Source organism: Mycobacterium decipiens, assembly GCF_963853665.1.
Classification (GTDB): Bacteria; Actinomycetota; Actinomycetes; order Mycobacteriales; family Mycobacteriaceae; genus Mycobacterium; species Mycobacterium decipiens.
In genome coordinates this window covers 1,380,536-1,399,319 of sequence record NZ_OY970459.1, presented here as the reverse complement: position 1 = coordinate 1,399,319, position 18,784 = coordinate 1,380,536, and the positions used below count along the sequence as shown (strand labels likewise).

The window sequence follows — 18,784 nt, the reverse complement described above, 5'->3', positions numbered from 1 at the left end:
CCGGTGGCCCGTGGTTGAGCTAGGAGTTGCCCGCCGGACCCGGTTCGGGCTGCGGTAGCGGTGCCGGTGATGTTGGGGTCGTGGGGCCCGGGCCGAACGGCGGCGGCAGCTCAAACGGCAGCGGCCCAAACGGCGGCGGGCTGGGCGTGGTTTCCGGCGGGCTGGTCGGAGTTTCCGGCGGGCTGGGCGTGGTGGTCGGCGTCACCTTGACGGTGGGTGGTTGCACTCGGGTGCGCGGCACCCAGGTGTAGTCGGGATCGGGCACGAAGCCCGGCGGCACCACCTGGGTCGGCGCGGTGTCCTTGGGAGCCGGTTGCTGCGGCCCGTACGTCTCGTAGACCCACCAAACTGCCAGGAACGCCACGATCAACACCAGGGTCGACGTGCGCACCCGGCCGAACAGGTAGCCCGGCCAGCGCCGTTTCTGGTTGCTGAGCTTCACCGCTACTGCTCCGGGCCCGCAGTCTGGTCCGCCGCGCCGGCAGCGGTGGCCGGATGGACGATGGCTCTCACCTCGGCCTGCGCATCGGCCGCGGTGACGATACCGGCGCGGGAGAGCGCGCGGATCACCAACACTCGCAACTGCCGGCCCGCCTCGAACTGCTTGCCGGGCAGGGTGCGGGCCACCAACCGGAGGGTGACGGTGTCCACCTCGATCCGCTCCACGCCCATCACTGTGGGCTCATCCAACAACAGCTCGCCCAGTAGTTCGTCGTCGCGGGCGTGCCCACACTCCTGGTGTAGGACCTCGTTGACCCGGCCGAGATCGGCGCCGGTCGGGACGGGGATGTCCACGACCGCGCGTGCCCAGTCCTTGGACAGGTTGATGGACTTGACAATGTTGCCGTTGGGTACGGTGAAGACCTCGCCGTCGCTGGAACGCAGCTTGGTCACCCGCAGCGTGACTTCCTCGACCGTGCCGGCGGCATTCTCCGGCGAACCCACCATGCTGAGTTCGACCAGATCACCGAATCCGTACTGCTTCTCCACGATGATGAAGAACCCGGCCAGCAGGTCCTGCACCACGCGCTGGGCGCCGAAGCCCAGCGCTGCGCCCAACACGGCCGCCGGCCCCACCAACGAACCGACCGGAACCGGCAAGATATCGATGATCTCGTACACGACGACGACATAGATGAGAACTATCGACACCCACGAGATCACCGACGCGACGGCCTGGCGGTGCTTGGTCGCCTCCGAGCGCACCAACGCATCACTTTCGGCGAACCCCAGATCGAGGCGCTGGCTCACCCGGTTGGCAACCCAGGTCACGAAGCGGGCCGCCAGCACCGCCGCGATCAGCAGCATGGCGATGCGCAAACCCCGGTTGAGGATCCATTCGCCTATCGCACCGTGCCAGAAGTCATGCCAACCCTGCGCAATCGAGGCGGCAAGGGTAGTGCTGCTAATCGTCATCTCGTCGATTGCGCCAGCGGATCCCCGCTTCCAGGAATCCGTCGATGTCTCCGTCCAGAACCGCCGCCGGATTGCCGACCTCGAACTCGGTTCGCAGATCCTTGACCATCTGATAGGGGTGCAGCACGTAGGAACGCATCTGGTTACCCCAGGAGCTGCCGCCCTCCCCCTTCAATGCGTCGAGCTCCGCGCGTTCTTCTGAGCGCTTGCGTTCCAACAACTTTGCCTGAAGAACCCGCATCGCCGCCACCTTGTTCTGCAGCTGCGATTTCTCGTTCTGGCAGGTGACCACGATACCGGTGGGAATGTGGGTGAGCCGCACCGCCGAATCCGTCGTGTTCACCGACTGCCCACCGGGCCCGCTGGAGCGGTACACGTCGACCCGGACGTCACCCTCGGGGATGTCGATGTGGTCGGTGGTCTCCACCACCGGCAGCACTTCGACTTCGGCGAACGACGTCTGTCGCCGGCTCTGGTTGTCGAACGGGCTGATCCGCACCAGCCGGTGGGTGCCATGTTCGACCGACAACGTCCCGTATGCGAAGGGTGCGTGCACGGCAAATGTGGCGCTTTTGATCCCGGCTTCCTCCGCGTAGGAGGTATCGAACACCTCGACGGCGTATTTGTGCTGCTCGGCCCATCGGATATACATCCGCAGCAGCATCTCGGCCCAGTCGGCGGCATCCACGCCGCCCGCGCCGGACCGGATTGTGACCAGCGCCTCACGCTCGTCGTATTCACCCGACAGCAGGGTGCGAACCTCGGTGGCCTCGATGTCGGCGCGCAGCGCCGTGAGCTCCGCGTCGGCCTCCGCGAGCGCTTCGGTGGCGGCCGCACCTTCTTCCTCGGCGGCCAGCTCGTAGAGCACCGGCAGGTCGTCCAGGCGGCGCCGTAGGTCCTCGACGCGCCGCAGCTCCCCCTGGGTGTGGGACAGCTCACTGGTCACCCGCTGCGCGCGGGCTTGGTCGTCCCACAACTTTGGATCGGACGCCTCGTGCTCCAGCTTCTCGATGCGGCTGCGCAGACCGTCCACATCGAGCACCCGCTCCACCGTGGTCAGGGTGGAGTCAAGGGCGGCGATGTCGGCTTGACGATCTGGGTCCACAGCCGCCAACGTTACCGGCATCAGCGTTTAGCATCAGATGACCATCGTGTGCACCGCGCGACTGCGGCCCATCCGTTTCACAGCCCCATGCGCCGCAGCCGGGCACAAACAGAAGGCTCGCGTATGCGCCAGTACCACCCGTATCACATAGCCATCGTCGGCTCCGGACCGTCGGGGTTCTTCGCCGCGGCATCTTTGCTGAAGGCCGCCGACACGTCCGAGGAGATCGACGTGGCCGTCGACATGCTGGAGATGTTGCCGACGCCCTGGGGGCTGGTGCGCTCCGGGGTCGCGCCGGATCACCCCAAGATCAAGTCGATCAGCAAACAGTTCGAGAACACGGCCGAAGACCCCCGCTTCCGCTTTTTCGGCAACGTGGTCGTGGGCGAACACGTCCAGTCCGCCGAACTGGCCGAGCACTACGACGCCGTGATCTACGCTGTCGGCGCGCAGTCCGATCGTGCGTTGCACATCCCCGGCGAGGACCTGCCGGGCAGTATCGCCGCGGTCGACTTCGTGGGCTGGTACAACGCGCACCCAAGTTTTGAGCGGGTGGCACCGGATCTGTCGGGTGCCCGAGCCGTCGTCATTGGCAATGGAAACGTCGCGCTGGACGTCGCACGCATTCTGATCACCGATCCCGAAGAGCTGGCCCGCACCGATATCGCCGACCACGCCTTGGCGTCGCTGCGCCCACGCGGTGTGGAGGAAGTGGTGATCGTCGGCCGGCGAGGCCCGCTACAGGCCGCGTTCACCACGCTGGAGCTGCGCGAGCTGGCCGACCTCGACGGGGTTGACGTGGTGATCGACCCGGCGGACCTGGACGGCATTACCGACGAGGACGCGGCCGCGGTGGGCAAGGTCTGCAAGCAAAACATCAAGGTGTTGCGCGGCTATGCGGGCCGCGAACCCCGCCCGGGACACCGCCGCATGGTGTTCCGGTTCCTGACCTCTCCGATCGAGATCCGAGGCGACGGCAAGGTGGAGCGGATCGTGCTGGGCCGCAACGAGCTGGTCTCCGACAGCAGCGGGCGGGTGGCAGCCAAGGACACCGGCGAACGCGAGGAGCTGCCGGTTCAGCTCGTCGTGCGGTCGGTCGGCTACCGCGGTGTGCCCACGCCCGGGCTGCCCTTCGACGACAAGAGCGGGACCATCCCCAACACCGGCGGCCGAATCGACGGCAGCCGCAACGAATACGTCGTCGGGTGGATCAAGCGCGGGCCGACCGGAGTGATCGGGACCAACAAGAAGGACTCCCAGGACACCGTGGACACCTTGATCAAGGATCTTGCCGGTGCCGGGGACAACGGCCTGGCCGATTTCGCTGCCGACCATGCCGACAAGCTGATCGATTGGCTGGCCGCACGCCAACCGAAACTGGTGACCTCCGAGCACTGGCAGGCCATCGACCACTTCGAGCGGGCGGCGGGCGAACCGCACGGGCGTCCCCGGGTCAAATTGCCGAGCCTGGCCGAGCTGCTGCGGATTGGGCACGGCTGATCAGGGACCGAACAGCACCCCCGGGTTGAGGATCCCGGCCGGGTCGAGTGCGGACTTCGCTGCCCGCAGGGCTGCGGCGAACGGGTCGGGACGCTGCCGGTCGTACCAGGGGCGATGGTCGCGACCGACCGCGTGGTGGTGGGTGATGGTACCGCCGGTGGCGCTGATCGCCTCCGACACGGCGGCCTTGATCTCGTCCCACTGCACGTCGAGCGATCCCCAACTCCCACCGGCGTAGATGCCGTAGTAGGGCGCCGGTCCGTCGGGGTAGACATGGGTGAACCGGCAGGTCACCGCCCCGGTCCCGCAGACCTTTCCGATCGCCGCCCGGGCGGCATCGGTCACTGCGGCATGCAGCGCATCGAATCCGGCCCAGGTGCACGCGGTTTCGAACGTCTCGGCGATGACTGCGCGGCGGGCCAGCGCGTCTCGTTGATACGGCATCCGCAGAAAAGCGGAGCGCCAGTTCGTAGCGGCGTCGTGTTCGGTTGCGTCACTTGTAGTTTCGCGACTGCGCCGCGCGATCACGGTGCCGCCGTGTTCGGCGGTGATCACCACGGCGCGGTCAAGCCACGGGTCAATAGGGTGGTCAGCCGATTCGAACGCCAGCACTAACAGCCCGCCGCCGACCGGCGTGCCGGCGTTCAGGAACGCCTCGGCCGGATCCAGCAGCCGGCAGTTCGCCGGGTAAAGCCCGGCCTGCGCAATCGTTCGGGTCGCGGTGACCGCGGCGGCCCAATCGTCGAACGCCACTGACGCCGTGACCTGCCACCGGGGACGGTTTTGCAACCGCATCCACGCCTCGGTGATGATGCCGAGCGTCCCCTCGGACCCGAGGAACAGCCGGTCATGGGATGGCCCAGCGCCGGATCCGGGCAGCCGCCGCGATTCGCTGATTCCGGCCGGAGTGACGACCCGCAGCGATTCGGTCAGGTCGTCGATGTGGGTATAGAGCGTGGCGAAATGCCCGCCGGCGCGGGTGGCCAACCAACCGCCGAGAGTCGAGAACCCGAAGGACTGTGGGAAGTGACGCAGGGTCAGATCGTGGGGGCGAAGCTGGTCCTCGAGCGCCGGACCGAGCGCACCCGCCTGGATGCGCGCAGCGCGGCTGACGCGATCGATCTCCAGCACCGCGCCCATGGCGGTGACGTCCATCGTGACCGCCGGCTCGTCGAAGCGTGGCTCGACGCCGCCGACCACTGAGCTGCCGCCGCCGTACGGGATGACCGAAATTTCCCCGCACGCACACCAATCGAGCACGTCAACCAGGTCTTGCTCGCTGCGCGGTCGGGCGATCAGGTCGGGGAGGTGCTCAAGCTGGCCCTGCAGGTTGCGTGCGACGTCGCGAAACGCCTTGCCGCGGGCGTGTCCAGCCCGGTCGACAGGATCAGTCGAGCAGAGCGCGGCCAGCGATGCCGGCGGGGTGATCCGTGGGGCCGCGACGCCGAGCGCGGTCGGGTCCGGCGGCGGGTGGTCGGTCAGGTCCGCTCCGGACAGCAACGCGGCGACCCGGGACACTAGTTCGCGCGTCTCGCGCTCGGAGAGCGCGTCCTCGACCGTGCCCCAACCCCACCAGGAACGCATGCCGACGGTGTCAGCGCTTGAGGACGACCATGGCTCCGCCGGCGACCAGCAGCACCAGGGCCGCCGCGATAGCCCAGCCAGCGCCGGCGAGCCACCAGATGACACCCAATCCGGCGAGCACCGGCGACAGCACGAATAACACCATTACCGGGTGCTGCCTGATCACTGCGAGCGCACTGGTCGCCCGGACCCGATCGATTTCCTTGCCTGGCATGCCTTCAGGATGCCAGCTGACTACCACAATGCAAGCAGCGATCAGCGGTCGTCTTCGTCGTCGTCTCCTGCGAGCAGTTTCTCCGGGTGGAAGTAGGTGTTGGTTCGGGGTTGGCCGTGGTCGAGGTGGGGCGGCGGGATCCACTCGGTGTGGCCGTGGGCGTTTTTTCGGGTGGTCCAGCCCTGTTCGGCCAGCGGATGGTCTTGGCCGCAGGCGAAGCTGAGGTGGTTGACGTCGGTGGTGCGGCATTGGGCGTAGGGGGTCAGGTGGTGGACCTCGCACTCATACCCGGGCACGTCGCACCCGGGGCGGGTGCAACCGCGGTCCTTGGCGTACAACACGATTCGCTGCCCTGGGGACGCCAACCGCTTGGTGTGGTAGAGCCCGATGGCCTTGCCCTGGTCGAAAATCGCCAAGTAGTGATTCGCATGGCGGGCCAGCCGGATCACATCGTTCATGGGCAGCAGCGTGCCGCCCCCGGTAAGAGCTGTGCCCGCCGCGGCTTCCAGGTCCTTGAGCGTGGTGGACACGATGATGCTCGCCGGTAATCCGTTGTGCTGCCCAAGCGTGCCGCTGGCCAGCAGTGCACGCAGCGCGGCATTGAGCCCGTCATGATTGCGCTGACCGGCGCTGCGGGTATCACGCCCGATGACCTGGTGGGACGGTGGGCCGTCCACGCAGGCGGTGTCGTCGGCGGGATTGCACATGCCCGGGGCCGCCAGTTTGGCCAACACCGCCTCCACGGTGGCGCGCGCCTCGGGAGTCAACCAGCCGCTGAACCGCGACATCCCATCGACATCCTGCTTCCCTAACGTCAGCCCACGCCGGCGGGCCCGATCCTCCTCGGTGTACTCGCCGTCGGGGTTCAGGCAGTCGGTGAGCCGCTGGGCCAGTTTGGTGAGCTGATCGGGCCGAAACTGGCTGGCCAGCTTGGCCAGATGGGCTTCGGCCTTCTCGCCCGTCTCGACGTCGATATCGGCCGGTAACCGGTGTACGAACCCGCGGATCACCTGCACGTGCGCCGCCCCGATTCTTCCGTCGCGCTGCGCCGCGGCGGTCGCGGTCAGCACCGGCGGCAACGGCTGACCTGTCAAGGCTCGGCGCTCCCCGAGCTCGGCGGCCTCGGCCACCCGCCGGCCGGCTTCGCCGCGGGTAATGCGCAACCGATCGGCCAACACCCGGGACAATGTGCCGCCCAACTCGGTTTCGCCCGCCTGCTCGGCGATCTGATTGATCAGCGCGTGTTGGGGCACCGGCAGCCGGCGCGCCACCCGCTGCAGGCGCTCCAACAGCGCTAATCGCTCTGGGGTCGTCAACGCATCAAACGTCAACTCGCAGACACGGTCCAGATCGGCATCGAGTGTGTCGAAGACCTCGACGATCTCCTCACGACTACTCGAACCCATGCCTGAATACTATGCGGGGTTACCGACAAGAATCGCCGCCCTGAGGCGGCTGAAACTACTGTGACACAAGGGGTTTAGCACCGAGGACCAAAGGCTCTACTGGCTCAAGATGTTTCGCCGTAGCGTCAAGTCGTGGACATGGACGTGCTTAAGTGGGCGGTGCTGTTGGCCTGCCGCGCGCCCTCAGTGCACAACAGCCAACCCTGGCGTTGGGTGGCAGAAGGCGGCCCCGAGAATAGGACTGTCCACCTATTCGTCGATCGTCGCCGAATAGTGCCGGCCACAGACCATTCCGGCCGGGATGCGATCATCAGTTGTGGTGCCGTACTGGATCACCTAAGGATCACCATGGCGGCAGCGCATTGGCAAGCGAATATCACTCGTTTTCCCAATCCGAGCAGGCCCGATCAGTTGGCCACCGTCGAATTCAGTCCCATCGATCAGGGCAGCGCAGCGCAGCGCAATCGCGCCCAGGCGATTCTGCAACGCAGAACCGATCGACTTCCGTTTGACCGTCCCACCTACTGGCACCTGTTTGAGCCCATCCTGAGAGACGCCTTCGACAAAAACGTTGCGATGCTTGATGTCCTGTCTGATGTTCAACGAACACGACTGGTGGAAGCGTCACAACTCAGCGAAGCCCTGCGACGTGACGATCCGTACTACCATGCCGAACTCGAATGGTGGACTTCACCGTTCGCGCTGGCCCAGGGCGTGCCGCCGGACGCGCTGGCGTCAGATGCCGAACGCTTGCGGGTTGACGTGGGCCGAAGCTTCCCAGTCCGAGGCCATCAGGATCGCCGGGCACCGATCACGGCCGACCGGTCGAAAATCCTTGTCCTGTCGACACCTGAGGACACCCGGACCGACGTGTTGAGGTGTGGCGAAGTGCTGTCGACCGTCCTACTCGAATGCACCATGTCCGGTATGGCCACCTGCACGTTGACCCATTTGATCGAATCGCGCGAGAGTCGCGACATCGTGCGCGGCCTGATCGGACAGCGCGGCGAGCCGCAGGCCTTGATCCGGGTAGGGACAGCGCCGCCACTGGAAGATGCTCCCGCCCCCAGCCCGCGGCGTCCGCTGGACGGCGTTCTAGAGATTCGTCAGATGCCCGAGAAAGGTTGAGCCATGACCGATGAGCCCGTTTCCTTGCTGTCAGACGGCCAGAGTTGGGATCGGCTGAGCAGCGTCGCGCTGGGCCGGCTGGTTACCGCCTTCGCCGGCGAACCCGAGATCTTCCCGGTCAACTTCGTTGTGCAAGGCCGTACCGTGCTGTTTCGCACCGCGGAGGGCACCAAACTGTTTTCGGCCGTCGCCAAGAGCACCGTGGTATTCGAGGCAGACGACCACAACGTCGCCGAGGGCTGGAGTGTGATCATCAAAGGTCGCGCCCAGGTGCTGAAAACCGATGCAGAGATCCGCGAGGCCGAGGGCGCCCAGCTGCTGCCGTGGACCGCGACGCTAAAACTTCACTACGTGCGGGTGATCCCGTCGGAGATCAGCGGCCGCCACTTCAGGTTCGGTCCGGAACCGGACCGCAGCGATACCTTTGCATGACGATTATCGCGCTGTCACACAACCAGGGACAATGCTCCGCGAGCGCGAGGGACCTTGCGCCGCTTGCTGATCGCCACCAGTCGTGCGACGGCGGCTTCGATTCCCCACCCAAGCTGGTCCACATCGGCCACCACGTCATAGTCTGCCAGGATCCCGAAGTACAAGTCGTCGGCGTAGCTGAGCATCGCGACAGCGGTGCGCAGTTGCATCGCGATCGGTGGAACCGGGTATAGGCCAAGCACCCGTCTGCCCATGATCTGCAGCGGCCGACGTGGACCGGGCACATTTGTCGCCACGGTGACGACACCGCGCTGCGGCAGCCGCATCAACAGCCTGACCGCCCACGCGGTCAAGGGGAACGGAAGGCGGTTGGCCATCGTCATCAACGCATTTCCGGCTTGGCTCTGTCCGCTCGTCTTGGTCCGTGTCAGCCTCGAGTGCACGATGCGCAATCGCTGAACCGGGTCCTCCTCATCCACCGGCAGATAGGGCAGCATCAACGAGACACGGTTATCCGTCTCCCCGAGAGCGCCGTTGGAGCGCGTCGAAACCGGCACGAGCGTACGCAGCGAATCAAACCGAGGCCGCTCACCTCGCTGAATGAGGATATTGCGGTAGCTTTCCGTAATCGCAGTGAGTGCAACATCATTGACGGTCACGTCGAATTTTCGGCAGACCTGTTCGACGTCGGCAAGCGCGACGCGTGCCGCGCTGTAGCGACGCAAATCGCTGATCGGCCCGGTCAGCGACGACGCGGCGGGACTAAGCAGGCCGGCCGCGATCTCACCGGCCCCCTGGGCCGCGCGGACAACGCCCGCCGCGATGGTGGTTGACGCGTTCCACACCCCGCCCAGCGCGCTTATCGGATTGATCCTGAATCCGCCCCGCTGCGCACTTGGGGATTCCGACTCCCGGGCCGCGTGGATGTTGCTCGCGAAGCTATCGCCGACGCCTTCGTCGGACAGCCCGGCCAGCACGTGAGTAGCCGCGATTCCATCGGCCATGCAGTGATGAAGCTTGGTCAATATGGCCCACCTGTTGTCAGCCAGGCCCTCGATAACCCAGACCTCCCACAGCGGTCGATCCCGGTCCAAACGACGTGCCATCAAATCGGCGATCAGCTCGAATAGGTCGCCTTCGGCGCCAGGCCGCGGCAATGCGGTGCGCCGCACATGACGAGCAAGATCGAAGTCGGGATCGTCCACCCATTCGGGCGCACCGAGGTCGAGCGGGTGCAGTCGCAACCGCTGGCCGAACCGGGGACAGGCACCGATACGCTGGGCAAGCGACGACAGGAACGAATCCTGATCGGGCGCCGGCCCCTCGATGATCGCCAGACCGCCGATTGCCAGACTGACGTGCCGATCCACGTCCTCCGCCTCGAGGAACCCGGCGTCCAGTGTCGTCAGGTGATTCATGATCAGCCCCTCCCAGCTATCCGCGGTTTATCTGCAACCCGCAGTACCACTATCCGCTGCTAGGGGTGCGTGAAGCAGGGCCAAAGGTCCTCCGCTGCGGGGGCCTTCGTGCCCTGCCACCGCAGCTGTGGTCGCGCGATCCTTGAGGTATGACCACAGTCGTCGATCGGAAGGGCCCGGCAGCCATGAACGCCCATTTCCCGGACGCCGACACGCTCCAGACCGTCCTGACACTGGCCACCCGCGCACCCTCGATCCACAACACACAACCATGGCGGTGGCGGGTGGGCACCGATCGCCTGGACCTGTACTGCGACTCGGACATGCAGCTGCGCAGCGCCGACCCGGACGCACGCGACTTGATCATCAGCTGCGGTATTGCGTTGCACCACTGCGTCGTCGCTATGGCCTCGCTGGGATGGCAAGCCAAGGTCCGTCGCCTTCCCAGCCCCGAGAACCCCCGTCACCTGGCCACCATCGAGGTGCAACCGCACATTCCCGATCACACCGATATCGCGCTGGCGGCGGCCATACCGCGGCGACGCACCGACCGGCGCGCCTACGGCTCCTGGCCGGTGCCGGGAGGTGACATTGCGCTGATGGCTGCCCGGGCGGCTCGCAGCGGGGTCATGCTGCGGCAGATTGGTGCCCTGGAACGCATGAAAGCCATTGTGGCGCAAGCTGTCCGAGACCATTCCAGCAACGACGAATACCTCCGTGAACTCACCACCTGGAGTGGACGGTACGGTTCGGTGGCCGGGGTTCCGGCCCGCAGCGCCCCGCCGTCGGACCCCAGCGCGCCGATCCCCGGTCGCCTGTTCGCCGGGCCCGGCCTGTCTCAGCCGTCCGGTGTGTCACCCGCCAACGACAACGCCGCGATCCTGGCCCTGGGCACCGAAGCCGACGACCGGTTGGCCCGGCTGCGTGCCGGCGAGGCGACCAGCGTCGTGCTGTTGACCGCGACCGCGATGGGGTTGGCGTCCTGCCCGATCACCGAACCCCTGGAGATCGCCGAAACACGCGACGCCCTGCGCGCCGACGTCTTCGGCGCCAGCGGCCACCCGCAGATGCTGCTGCGGGTGGGCTGGGCCCCGATCAACGCCGACCCGTTGCCGTCGACACCGCGGCGGGCACTTTCCGAGGTCATCGAGTGGCCGGAACGGCTATTGGAGCAGTGGCGCTGACCATCGCAGCAACGTTCCGCCCGCCGCGGTCGTGCGCTCGATCCTGAACTCACCGCCGGCCTGCTCAGCGCGCCGCCGCAGATTCGTCAGGCCGCTGCCGGTGAACTCGTCGGGCATCCCGCGGCCGTTGTCGCTCACCTCGATGCACAAGTCGTCGTCGACCTTCACCCGAACCGTCAACGCGCTTGCCTGCGCGTGCCGGACCGCGTTGCTGACCGCTTCGCGGACCACCGCCTCGGCGTGATCGGCGAGCACGCTGTCGACCACCGACAACGGTCCGACGAACTGGACCGAACTGCGCAACCCCGAGCCAGCGAACTGGGCCACCGCTGCGTCGATCCGCTGCCGGAGCCGAGTGGGGCCCTGCGCTGCTCCGTGCAGGTCGAAAATGGCCGTCCGGATTTCCTGGATGACGTCCTGCAGATCGTCGACAGCCTCCGAGAGTCGCTGCTGCACTTCGGAATCGCGTGACCGCGGAACGGTACCCTGCAACGCCAGGCCGACCGCGAAGAGACGCTGGATCACATGGTCATGGAGGTCACGCGCAATGCGGTCCCGGTCCGACAGCACGTCGAGTTCGCGCATCCGGCGCTGCGAGGTGGCCAACTGCCAGGCCAGCGCGGCCTGATCGGCGAACGCGGCCATCATCTCGAGTTGCTCGTCGGTGAATGATCCCGGACCGTCTTGACGCAGCACGACGACGACACCCGCCACGGTATCGGGGGCCCGCAGCGGCAGCAGCAACGCTGGACCCGCGTCAGCGAGACCGTCCAGATCGACCCGGTCGACCTGCCGCGGAGTGCCGTTGACGAAGACCTCCCCGAGTGCGGTGTCGGCCACCGGAATGGTTCGCCCGACGGTGGCGGCCGCCGGGCTGCCAACCGTTTCGATCACCAGCAACTCCCCCACCTCAACGGCCGGAATGTTCTCCTCGACGGGGATAGCGACCAAAGCCGCATCGGCCGCGGTCAGCGTCAGCGCCTCCTCGGCGACCAGCCGGAACACCGTCGCGGGTTCGGTGCCGGACAGCAGCTCGGTGGCGATGTCACGGGTCGCCTCGATCCACGATTGACGCGCCTTGACCTGCTGGTAGAGCCGGGCGTTCGCGACGGCGATACCCGCAGCCGCCGCCAGCGCCTGGACCAAAACCTCGTCGTCGTCGCTGAACGGCTGCCCATTGGTTTTGTCGGTCAGGTATAGGGTGCCGAACGATTCGTCGCGCACCCGGACGGGCACGCCGAGGAAAGTCCGCATCGGCGGGTGGTTCGGCGGAAAGCCGATCGAGGCGGGGTGCCGCGAAATATCATCCAGCCGTAGAGGTTTGGGCTCCTCGATGAGTAGCCCGATGACGCCCAGCCCTTCGGGTAGATGGCCGATGCGCCGAACGGTTTCCTCGTCGATGCCTTCGTGGACGAATTGCAGCACGCGGTTGTTTCGATCGTGCACCTCCAGGGCGCCGTACCGCGCGTCGACGAGATTGGTCGCGGAGTGCACGATCGTCCGCAGGGTGACGTCCAGCTCCAGCCCCGAGGTGACCACCAGCATGGCCTCTACCAACCCGTCGAGGCGGTCGCGGCCCTCCACGATCTGCTCGACTCGGTCCTGCACCTCGACCAGCAGCTCGCGCAGGCGCAGTTGGGAAAGTGTATGGCGCAGTGGACGCGTTGCGGCGTCGCTATCGTCGACGGGATCCCCCGTTGTCATCGTCGGTCACCGGGCGGCCGCGAGCGCTTCAACTCCGTTGCGAATACCGCGGCTTGGGTCCGGCGTTCCATACCCAGCTTCGCCAACAGTCGCGACACGTAGTTCTTCACCGTCTTTTCGGCTAGGAACATCCGGTCGGCGATCTGCTTGTTGGTCAGGCCCTCGCTGAGCAGGCTCAGCAGCGTCCGCTCCTGGTCGGTGAGGCCTGACAACGGGTCCTGCGTCTCGGTGCCGCCGCGCAGTTTGGCCATCAACGCGGCCGCGGCCCGGTTGTCCAGCAGCGACCGTCCCGCGCCCACGTCTTTAACGGCCCGCGCCAACTCCATCCCCTTGATGTCTTTGACGACATATCCGCTGGCGCCGGCCAGGATCGCATCCAGCATCGCCTCGTCAGACGTGTACGACGTGAGGATCAGACAGCGCAGATCGGGCATGCGGGACAACAGATCCCGGCACAATTCGATTCCGTTGCCATCGGGCAACCGGACATCAAGCACTGCGACATTTGGACGCGCCGCGGGAATCCGGGCCAAGGCCTCGGCGACCGAGCCCGCCTCACCCACGACGTCGAGCTCGGGATCGGCCCCAAGCAAGTCGATCAGGCCACGGCGTACCACCTCGTGATCGTCGACCAAGAAGACCTTTACCAAGGCACCACTCCCGCGATCCGCTACCTACAAGTTGGCACTACGTACCGTCAGTACTGAGCATCCCGCCTGGTATGCGCCACACAATTCGTGCGCGGAGCGCGAGTCGGTGACGAACAGCTGGCCCGGCTTTGCGTTGGCGGCCAGATGGCGGCACGCACTTCCGCGGACGATGGCCGACTCGACCCGCACGTCGGGATACAACCGGGTCCAGCGGGCGAGCCGGCGGCTCAGTTGCGCTTGCGCCAAGCGGTTTCCGTCTTCGACGTCCTCGGGTGTTTCGGCAACGTGGGCAGCGACCGCCCGCACCGGAACTCCCCGCAGTCTCGCCTCCTCGAATGCGTGTCGCAGCACGCCACCATTGTCCACCTCGGTGACGACCTCGCTGACCTGGGGGGTCGCCGGTCCACCCGAGTCCGGCAGGATCACAGCCACCGGGCACAGGGCCGACCCGGCCAGGGTCGCCGCAACCGAACCGCGGCCACGGCGGACGTGATTGAGCCCGACCGAACCGACACACAGCATCGCCGCCGACCTGGACTCGTGCATCAGCTTGGTGAGCGGCCTTCCACGCAGGATCTCCGTTTCGATCTTGACCGGTCGCCCCATGGCGTCGACCGCCCGGTAGGCCTCGTACAGCGCCGCGCGGGCGGCTGATTGTCGGCCCCCGTCCCCGCCAGCCGCGGATGTTTCGGACGGATCGATGACGTACACGAGTCGTAGCGGAATGTCTCGTTTGACCGCCTCATCGATCGCCCACAGAGCCGCATGCGTTGCCGCCCTTGACCCGTCGATGCCAACAACGACTGCCGGAGCTGTACGAAGAGCGCTCATCGCCTTCTCCTATTCTCAGCGGTGGCGGGCATATCCCGTTGGTTGATCCCCACGCTATTGGCCGGGGACCCCTGTCTCCCAGGGGCATTGGTCCCCAATCGAGGGCCATTAGTCCCTATGAACCGGCGATGGCGAAGACGACGGTTGGTACAGATCTAGAAACGCTGTTGGAGTTAGCCGCAAAACTGAACTCGACGATGGCGTTCCGCTGCCGGTCGACACCGGCGCACCACTCCCGTAACAATCGGAAACATTTGCAGGGCGCCGTCGAAAACGTGAACGATTGCGGACGGGCGCGAAATCGCCCATCTGATGGCCGCAACCCGTCAGGGCGAGAAAGAATCTTTGCCACAACCGGCCCCTGCAAACTTTCACAGGAACATCCCAGAAATAGTCCAGGAATGGTCCAGGTTTGCCGGGCCGGCGATGATCCTTTCACCGCATATCGATTGTCCCACATGGCTTTTCGCCCCAATCGCGCTGCGAATCGTGGCGCGGATTCAGATGGCGAGACGTCGATCATTCGCCAATTCGGCACCATGCGACGGACCCCGCCCAGTTATACACTGACCGCGGCACGACTTACCGTACTGGTCAACAACTATCAGGCGGTCTGCGCGGGCGGGGGCCACCTCGGGAACCGCTTGTGATTCATCCGGGGAGCCACTGCCGTCTCCCGCATGCCCACACCGACCAGTCAATGGGGTCGGGCGAGCAACGAACGTTAGGGGCCTGCGGAGTATGGAGTACGCGTTCCTACCGCCGGAGATCAACTCCGCACGGATATACAGCGGTCCCGGACCGAGTTCCATACTGGTTGCCGCGGGCAGTTGGGATGGGCTCGCCGCCGAGTTGGCATCAGCGGCCGAAAACTACGGCTTGGTGATTACCCATCTGACCGGCATGCACTGGTGGGGCCCGGCGTCCGCTTCGATGCTGGCCATCTCGGCCCCGTACGTGGAATGGCTGGAGACGACCGCCGCGCAGACGAAACAGACCGCCACCCAAGCCAGGGCGGCAGCCGCGGCGTTCGAGCAGGCGTTTGCGATGACGGTGCCCCCAGCGGTGGTCACAGCCAACCGGCTCGAGCAGAAAGCGCTGATTGCTTCGAACCTCCTGGGCCAGAACACCGCGGCGATCGCCGCTCTCGAGGCGCAATACGCCGAGATGTGGGCACAAGATGCCGCCGCGATGTACGGCTACGCCACCACCTCAGCGGCCGCGAGACAGTTAACGCCGTTCTCCACCCCACTACAGACCACCAACCCGGCGGGGCTAACCGCCCAGAACGCCGCGGTCAGCCAGGCCGCCGCCAACTCCGCCGGAAATGCGGCTTCGGTGTTGTCGCAACTTGCCTCGTCGGCGTCCCAGGCAGTAGGGGCGTGGCCAAATATCCTCCCTGATGACTTCTCCATCCTGGACGCCATATTCGCTGGATACGCGACGGTCGGCGTGACACAGGACATCGAGTCGATATGCGCCGGGATCATCGGGGCCGAGAACAACCTGGGCATGCTGGGCGCCGCCAGCGAGAATCCAGCGGAGATGGCGCCGGGCGCGCTTGGCCTCGGCGCGGCGCTCAGCTCGGCGGAAAAAGGCGTTGCTGCGGGCATGCACGATGCGGTGCTCGCGAGTGCCGGCCGAGCGGGTTCGATTGGGCCGATGTCCGTACCACCGTCGTGGGCCGCACCGACGGCCAGCCCGGTCTCGGCGTTGTCGGGCGCCGGCATGACCACGCTCGACGGGGCCGACGTAGCCGAACATGGCACGCCCGGCTTCCCCGGGGTGCCGGGAGGGGAAGGAAGGCGAGCCTCGGGTGTCATCCCCCGATACGGGGTCCGGCTCACCGTGATGTCGCGTCCACCCGCGGCCGGGTAACGCGGCTACGGGCGCGCTGACCCCGATCACCGGTAGCGTGCCGCTAGTGAATTCAGCTGTGTGACTGCGGCTTTCGTCGATACACGAGTCAAATGTCCGCGCGCCGGTTCTCGCGGCGACCTGCACCACACCCTAGGTATTTCCCTTCGCCGACCGCGCTGCAATCTACTAGGCGCTCAATGATTTCGGCGATTCGCCGTGCCCCAGGAATTCACTGAATAGCTGCCTGGAATTCACTCGAATCTTCGCCCGGCACCCGGATACCTTTGCAAGTTTTAGGACACGCCGTCACCGAAGGCAACCCGAGATGCCCCTTGTGCATGCCTGGATACCCGATCAGTTGTTGCCTGCAGCGAGTTCCTCTGACGGCACGGCACGGCACGATCCCACGGCACGGTGTCCAGCGCGTCAGCCGCTATCCGAGCACCGAAACCCCGAACGTGTACTCGGACCCGCCCGTAACCAGACCCGAGCCACTGGCGCTCAATCGCCGCGAGCCCCTATATGACTTGGGCCACAGCCATTTTGACTCGGCGGCCAGGCTTGTCAGGCGCCCGGGGCAGCCTCGTCGGCGTCGAGATAGTCGGTCCGAGTAGCGCCGCCGGCACTCCACCTTGACCTGGTCTGCGACGCGCCCACCCACCACGCGACAGTGACGAGCACGCACGGAAACGCCAAAAACAAGCGCTGACCTGTGCCAGACTGCGGGCACCCACGATGAGCGGCGTTATTCGGAGCGCTCGGGACACCACATCAATATCTAGTTAAGGAGCTGTGACACAATGGATTTCGCACTATTGCCGCCAGAGGTCAACTCTGCCCGGATGTACACGGGCCCCGGGTCAGGATCAATGTTGGCCGCCGCTGGCAGCTGGGACGCGCTGGCCGCTGAGTTGGGCACGACGGCCGAGACATATGGGTCGGTCATTTCCGGCCTCAGCAGCTTGAACTGGCGCGGACCGGCATCGGAGTTGATGACGGCCACGGCCGCTCCCTATATCGGCTGGCTGTATGCGACCGCCGAACAGACACAGCAAACTGCATTCCAAGCCAGAGCGGCAGCGATGGCCTTTGAGCAAGCACATGCCATGACCGTGCCACCACCACTGGTCGCGGCCAACCGGACGCAGCTGCTAACGCTGATCGCGACGAACTTCTTCGGCCAGAACACCGCGGCGATCGCGGCTCTCGAGGCGCAGTACGCCGAGATGTGGGCCCAGGACGCCGCCGCGATGTACGGCTACGCCACCGCCGCCGCGACGGCGGCGCAGTTGACGCCGTTCTCCGCCCCACAGCAGACCACCGACCCGGCCGGGATAGCCGCTCAGAGCGCGGCTGTCGACCAAGCTGTCGGTAGCGCCCAGGTTATCGACGTGGTGTCGCAGCTGATCGCCAGTTTGTTGCAGCAGATACCGGGGTTGCCACCGATCGTCCCGGACGACTTCACCTTCCTTGACGAAGTGTTTGCGGTCTACGCGACGGTCGGCGTGACCCAGGATCTGCAGTCGATGGTTAGCGGGCTCATTTCGACCGACAGCACGATACAGGGCATGTTGGGTAGCAGCGAGAATCCCGCGGAGTTGGCGCCGCTCGACTTTGGGATCGGCTCGTTCTTCTCGGCGACCAGTCCGGCCGGTGCGGTGTCTGCGTCGGGCGGCGGCGCGGGCCTGGGCAATGCGGTGCTCGCGAGTGTCGGCCGGGCGGGCTCGATCGGGCAACTGTCGGTACCGCCCAGCTGGGCCGCACCGTCGGCGCGCACTGTCGCGGCATTGTCGCCCGCCGGCTTGACCACACTCCCGGGGACCGATGTGGCCGAGCACGGGATGCCGGGCGTACCGGGGGTGCCAGTGGCGGCGGGGCGAGCCTCCGGCGTCCTACCCCGATACGGGGTCCGGCTCACGGTGATGGCGCATCCGCCCGCGGCCGGATGACACGGGCCCTAACCAGTCGGCTCGGTCGGTGCGAACCTCCAGTTGTCCGGATTCTTCGGCGAATACACCACCGGAAGTATTTGGCCGACGGTGGGCCATTGGTCGACGTCGACGGCCATGCGTTGATACACGGCGTGCTCATTGACCGTGGGCCCGTTGATGATCCCGGCGATGGTGACATACTGCTCGCCGTCGGCGTCCGGTCGTGGGCTGACCCCGGTGACCAATAGCGTGCCGCTCGCCAGATCTTTGCGCGGACCGCGCGGGATAAGCCGCTGAGCAAGAAGTACCGCCAGGACCGCGACCAGTATGAGCAGCACGCCAAATTCCCATCCCATCCGGCCATGGTAGGACTGCTGGCATGAGCCGCACCGGCGACGATGCAGAGCGAAGCGATGAGGAA

At 66.1% G+C, this 18,784-nt stretch carries 17 protein-coding genes; 6 read left to right on the top strand and 11 right to left on the bottom strand.

Features of this window, described 5'->3' with window-relative positions:
* Nucleotides 1–19: 19 nt before the first annotated feature.
* From AADZ55_RS06460 to prfB, 3 genes are read right to left on the bottom strand one after another with little or no spacing between them, the layout of a single operon-like run.
* Entirely contained in the window at nucleotides 20–442 is a 423-nt protein-coding gene (locus AADZ55_RS06460) for a hypothetical protein (RefSeq protein ID WP_085323362.1), read from the bottom strand.
* A 2-nt stretch (nucleotides 443–444) separates the two neighbouring features.
* Nucleotides 445–1,416 (bottom strand): mechanosensitive ion channel family protein, encoded by a 972-nt coding sequence (locus AADZ55_RS06455; RefSeq protein ID WP_085323361.1) that lies wholly within the window; start codon nucleotides 1,414–1,416, stop codon nucleotides 445–447.
* Nucleotides 1,406–2,521: a peptide chain release factor 2 gene (gene prfB, locus AADZ55_RS06450; RefSeq protein ID WP_119184877.1), complete on the bottom strand. Its 1,116-nt coding sequence runs from the start codon at nucleotides 2,519–2,521 to the stop codon at nucleotides 1,406–1,408. Before prfB ends, AADZ55_RS06455 begins: the two co-directional genes overlap by 11 nt.
* A 123-nt stretch (nucleotides 2,522–2,644) precedes the next feature.
* Here prfB and AADZ55_RS06445 point away from each other — a divergent pair, with 123 nt between their 5' ends.
* Complete coding sequence (locus AADZ55_RS06445; protein ID WP_085323359.1) at nucleotides 2,645–4,021, top strand: FAD-dependent oxidoreductase; 1,377 nt, start codon at nucleotides 2,645–2,647, stop codon at nucleotides 4,019–4,021.
* On the opposite strand, the gene AADZ55_RS06440 is transcribed toward AADZ55_RS06445, so the two are convergent.
* From AADZ55_RS06440 to AADZ55_RS06430, 3 genes are read right to left on the bottom strand one after another with little or no spacing between them, the layout of a single operon-like run.
* A complete protein-coding gene (locus tag AADZ55_RS06440; RefSeq protein ID WP_085323358.1) occupies nucleotides 4,022–5,605 on the bottom strand; it encodes an FAD-binding oxidoreductase in 1,584 nt (527 codons plus the stop codon). It lies immediately after the preceding gene.
* Nucleotides 5,606–5,615: 10 nt separating this feature from the next.
* Nucleotides 5,616–5,819 (bottom strand): hypothetical protein, encoded by a 204-nt coding sequence (locus AADZ55_RS06435; protein WP_165759313.1) that lies wholly within the window; start codon nucleotides 5,817–5,819, stop codon nucleotides 5,616–5,618.
* Between the two features lie 41 nt (nucleotides 5,820–5,860).
* The gene (locus AADZ55_RS06430; RefSeq protein ID WP_085323357.1) at nucleotides 5,861–7,225 is read right to left on the bottom strand and encodes an HNH endonuclease signature motif containing protein; all 1,365 of its coding nucleotides are present in this window, start codon (nucleotides 7,223–7,225) and stop codon (nucleotides 5,861–5,863) included.
* Between the two features lie 144 nt (nucleotides 7,226–7,369).
* On the opposite strand from AADZ55_RS06430, the gene AADZ55_RS06425 reads away from it, so the two are divergent.
* Nucleotides 7,370–8,353 (top strand): Acg family FMN-binding oxidoreductase, encoded by a 984-nt coding sequence (locus tag AADZ55_RS06425; RefSeq protein WP_085323471.1) that lies wholly within the window; start codon nucleotides 7,370–7,372, stop codon nucleotides 8,351–8,353.
* A gap of 3 nt (nucleotides 8,354–8,356) precedes the next feature.
* Nucleotides 8,357–8,785 carry a pyridoxamine 5'-phosphate oxidase family protein gene (locus AADZ55_RS06420; protein WP_085323356.1) on the top strand — a complete coding sequence of 143 codons (429 nt, stop codon included), beginning with the start codon at nucleotides 8,357–8,359 and terminating at the stop codon, nucleotides 8,783–8,785.
* 14 nt (nucleotides 8,786–8,799) lie between these two features.
* Here AADZ55_RS06420 and AADZ55_RS06415 read toward each other — a convergent pair whose 3' ends face one another.
* A complete protein-coding gene (locus tag AADZ55_RS06415; RefSeq protein ID WP_085323355.1) occupies nucleotides 8,800–10,203 on the bottom strand; it encodes a WS/DGAT/MGAT family O-acyltransferase in 1,404 nt (467 codons plus the stop codon).
* A gap of 185 nt (nucleotides 10,204–10,388) precedes the next feature.
* On the opposite strand from AADZ55_RS06415, the gene AADZ55_RS06410 reads away from it, so the two are divergent.
* Nucleotides 10,389–11,387: an Acg family FMN-binding oxidoreductase gene (locus AADZ55_RS06410; RefSeq protein WP_085323354.1), complete on the top strand. Its 999-nt coding sequence runs from the start codon at nucleotides 10,389–10,391 to the stop codon at nucleotides 11,385–11,387.
* Here the strand turns inward: AADZ55_RS06410 and dosS are convergent.
* Genes dosS through AADZ55_RS06395 form a run of 3 tightly spaced genes read right to left on the bottom strand, consistent with a single transcriptional unit; the run spans nucleotide 11,367 to nucleotide 14,572 of the window.
* On the bottom strand, nucleotides 11,367–13,091 hold the full coding sequence (gene dosS, locus AADZ55_RS06405; protein ID WP_085323353.1) for a hypoxia sensor histidine kinase DosS/DevS: 1,725 nt from the start codon (nucleotides 13,089–13,091) through the stop codon (nucleotides 11,367–11,369). The two genes, AADZ55_RS06410 and dosS, sit on opposite strands and share 21 nt — an antisense overlap.
* Nucleotides 13,088–13,741, bottom strand: a complete 654-nt coding sequence (dosR, locus tag AADZ55_RS06400; RefSeq protein WP_085323352.1) for a hypoxia response regulator transcription factor DosR/DevR — start codon at nucleotides 13,739–13,741, stop codon at nucleotides 13,088–13,090. The genes dosS and dosR overlap by 4 nt, the downstream gene beginning before the upstream one ends.
* 24 nt (nucleotides 13,742–13,765) lie before the next feature.
* On the bottom strand, nucleotides 13,766–14,572 hold the full coding sequence (locus tag AADZ55_RS06395) for a universal stress protein (protein WP_085323351.1): 807 nt from the start codon (nucleotides 14,570–14,572) through the stop codon (nucleotides 13,766–13,768).
* A gap of 741 nt (nucleotides 14,573–15,313) precedes the next feature.
* Here AADZ55_RS06395 and AADZ55_RS06390 point away from each other — a divergent pair.
* Both AADZ55_RS06390 and AADZ55_RS06385 read left to right on the top strand, forming a co-directional pair.
* On the top strand, nucleotides 15,314–16,450 hold the full coding sequence (locus tag AADZ55_RS06390; protein ID WP_085323349.1) for a PPE family protein: 1,137 nt from the start codon (nucleotides 15,314–15,316) through the stop codon (nucleotides 16,448–16,450).
* A gap of 782 nt (nucleotides 16,451–17,232) precedes the next feature.
* On the top strand, nucleotides 17,233–18,381 hold the full coding sequence (locus AADZ55_RS06385; RefSeq protein ID WP_085323348.1) for a PPE family protein: 1,149 nt from the start codon (nucleotides 17,233–17,235) through the stop codon (nucleotides 18,379–18,381).
* Nucleotides 18,382–18,389: 8 nt separating this feature from the next.
* On the opposite strand, the gene AADZ55_RS06380 is transcribed toward AADZ55_RS06385, so the two are convergent.
* A complete protein-coding gene (locus tag AADZ55_RS06380; protein ID WP_085323347.1) occupies nucleotides 18,390–18,719 on the bottom strand; it encodes a hypothetical protein in 330 nt (109 codons plus the stop codon).
* Between the last annotated feature and the right edge of the window lie 65 nt (nucleotides 18,720–18,784).

What these genes read in the sequence shown, in the direction of transcription:
- AADZ55_RS06455 (WP_085323361.1), bottom strand. Translation starts at nt 1,416, where the DNA reads ATGACGATTAGCAGCACTACCCTTGCCGCCTCGATTGCGCAGGGTTGG.
- AADZ55_RS06420 (WP_085323356.1), top strand. Translation starts at nt 8,357, where the DNA reads ATGACCGATGAGCCCGTTTCCTTGCTGTCAGACGGCCAGAGTTGGGAT.
- AADZ55_RS06415 (WP_085323355.1), bottom strand. Translation starts at nt 10,203, where the DNA reads ATGAATCACCTGACGACACTGGACGCCGGGTTCCTCGAGGCGGAGGAC.
- AADZ55_RS06430 (WP_085323357.1), bottom strand. Translation starts at nt 7,225, where the DNA reads ATGGGTTCGAGTAGTCGTGAGGAGATCGTCGAGGTCTTCGACACACTC.
- AADZ55_RS06385 (WP_085323348.1), top strand. Translation starts at nt 17,233, where the DNA reads ATGGATTTCGCACTATTGCCGCCAGAGGTCAACTCTGCCCGGATGTAC.
- AADZ55_RS06445 (WP_085323359.1), top strand. Translation starts at nt 2,645, where the DNA reads ATGCGCCAGTACCACCCGTATCACATAGCCATCGTCGGCTCCGGACCG.
- AADZ55_RS06390 (WP_085323349.1), top strand. Translation starts at nt 15,314, where the DNA reads ATGGAGTACGCGTTCCTACCGCCGGAGATCAACTCCGCACGGATATAC.
- AADZ55_RS06395 (WP_085323351.1), bottom strand. Translation starts at nt 14,572, where the DNA reads ATGAGCGCTCTTCGTACAGCTCCGGCAGTCGTTGTTGGCATCGACGGG.
- AADZ55_RS06435 (WP_165759313.1), bottom strand. Translation starts at nt 5,819, where the DNA reads ATGCCAGGCAAGGAAATCGATCGGGTCCGGGCGACCAGTGCGCTCGCA.
- dosS (WP_085323353.1), bottom strand. Translation starts at nt 13,091, where the DNA reads ATGACAACGGGGGATCCCGTCGACGATAGCGACGCCGCAACGCGTCCA.
- AADZ55_RS06440 (WP_085323358.1), bottom strand. Translation starts at nt 5,605, where the DNA reads ATGCGTTCCTGGTGGGGTTGGGGCACGGTCGAGGACGCGCTCTCCGAG.
- AADZ55_RS06410 (WP_085323354.1), top strand. Translation starts at nt 10,389, where the DNA reads ATGAACGCCCATTTCCCGGACGCCGACACGCTCCAGACCGTCCTGACA.
- AADZ55_RS06380 (WP_085323347.1), bottom strand. Translation starts at nt 18,719, where the DNA reads ATGGGATGGGAATTTGGCGTGCTGCTCATACTGGTCGCGGTCCTGGCG.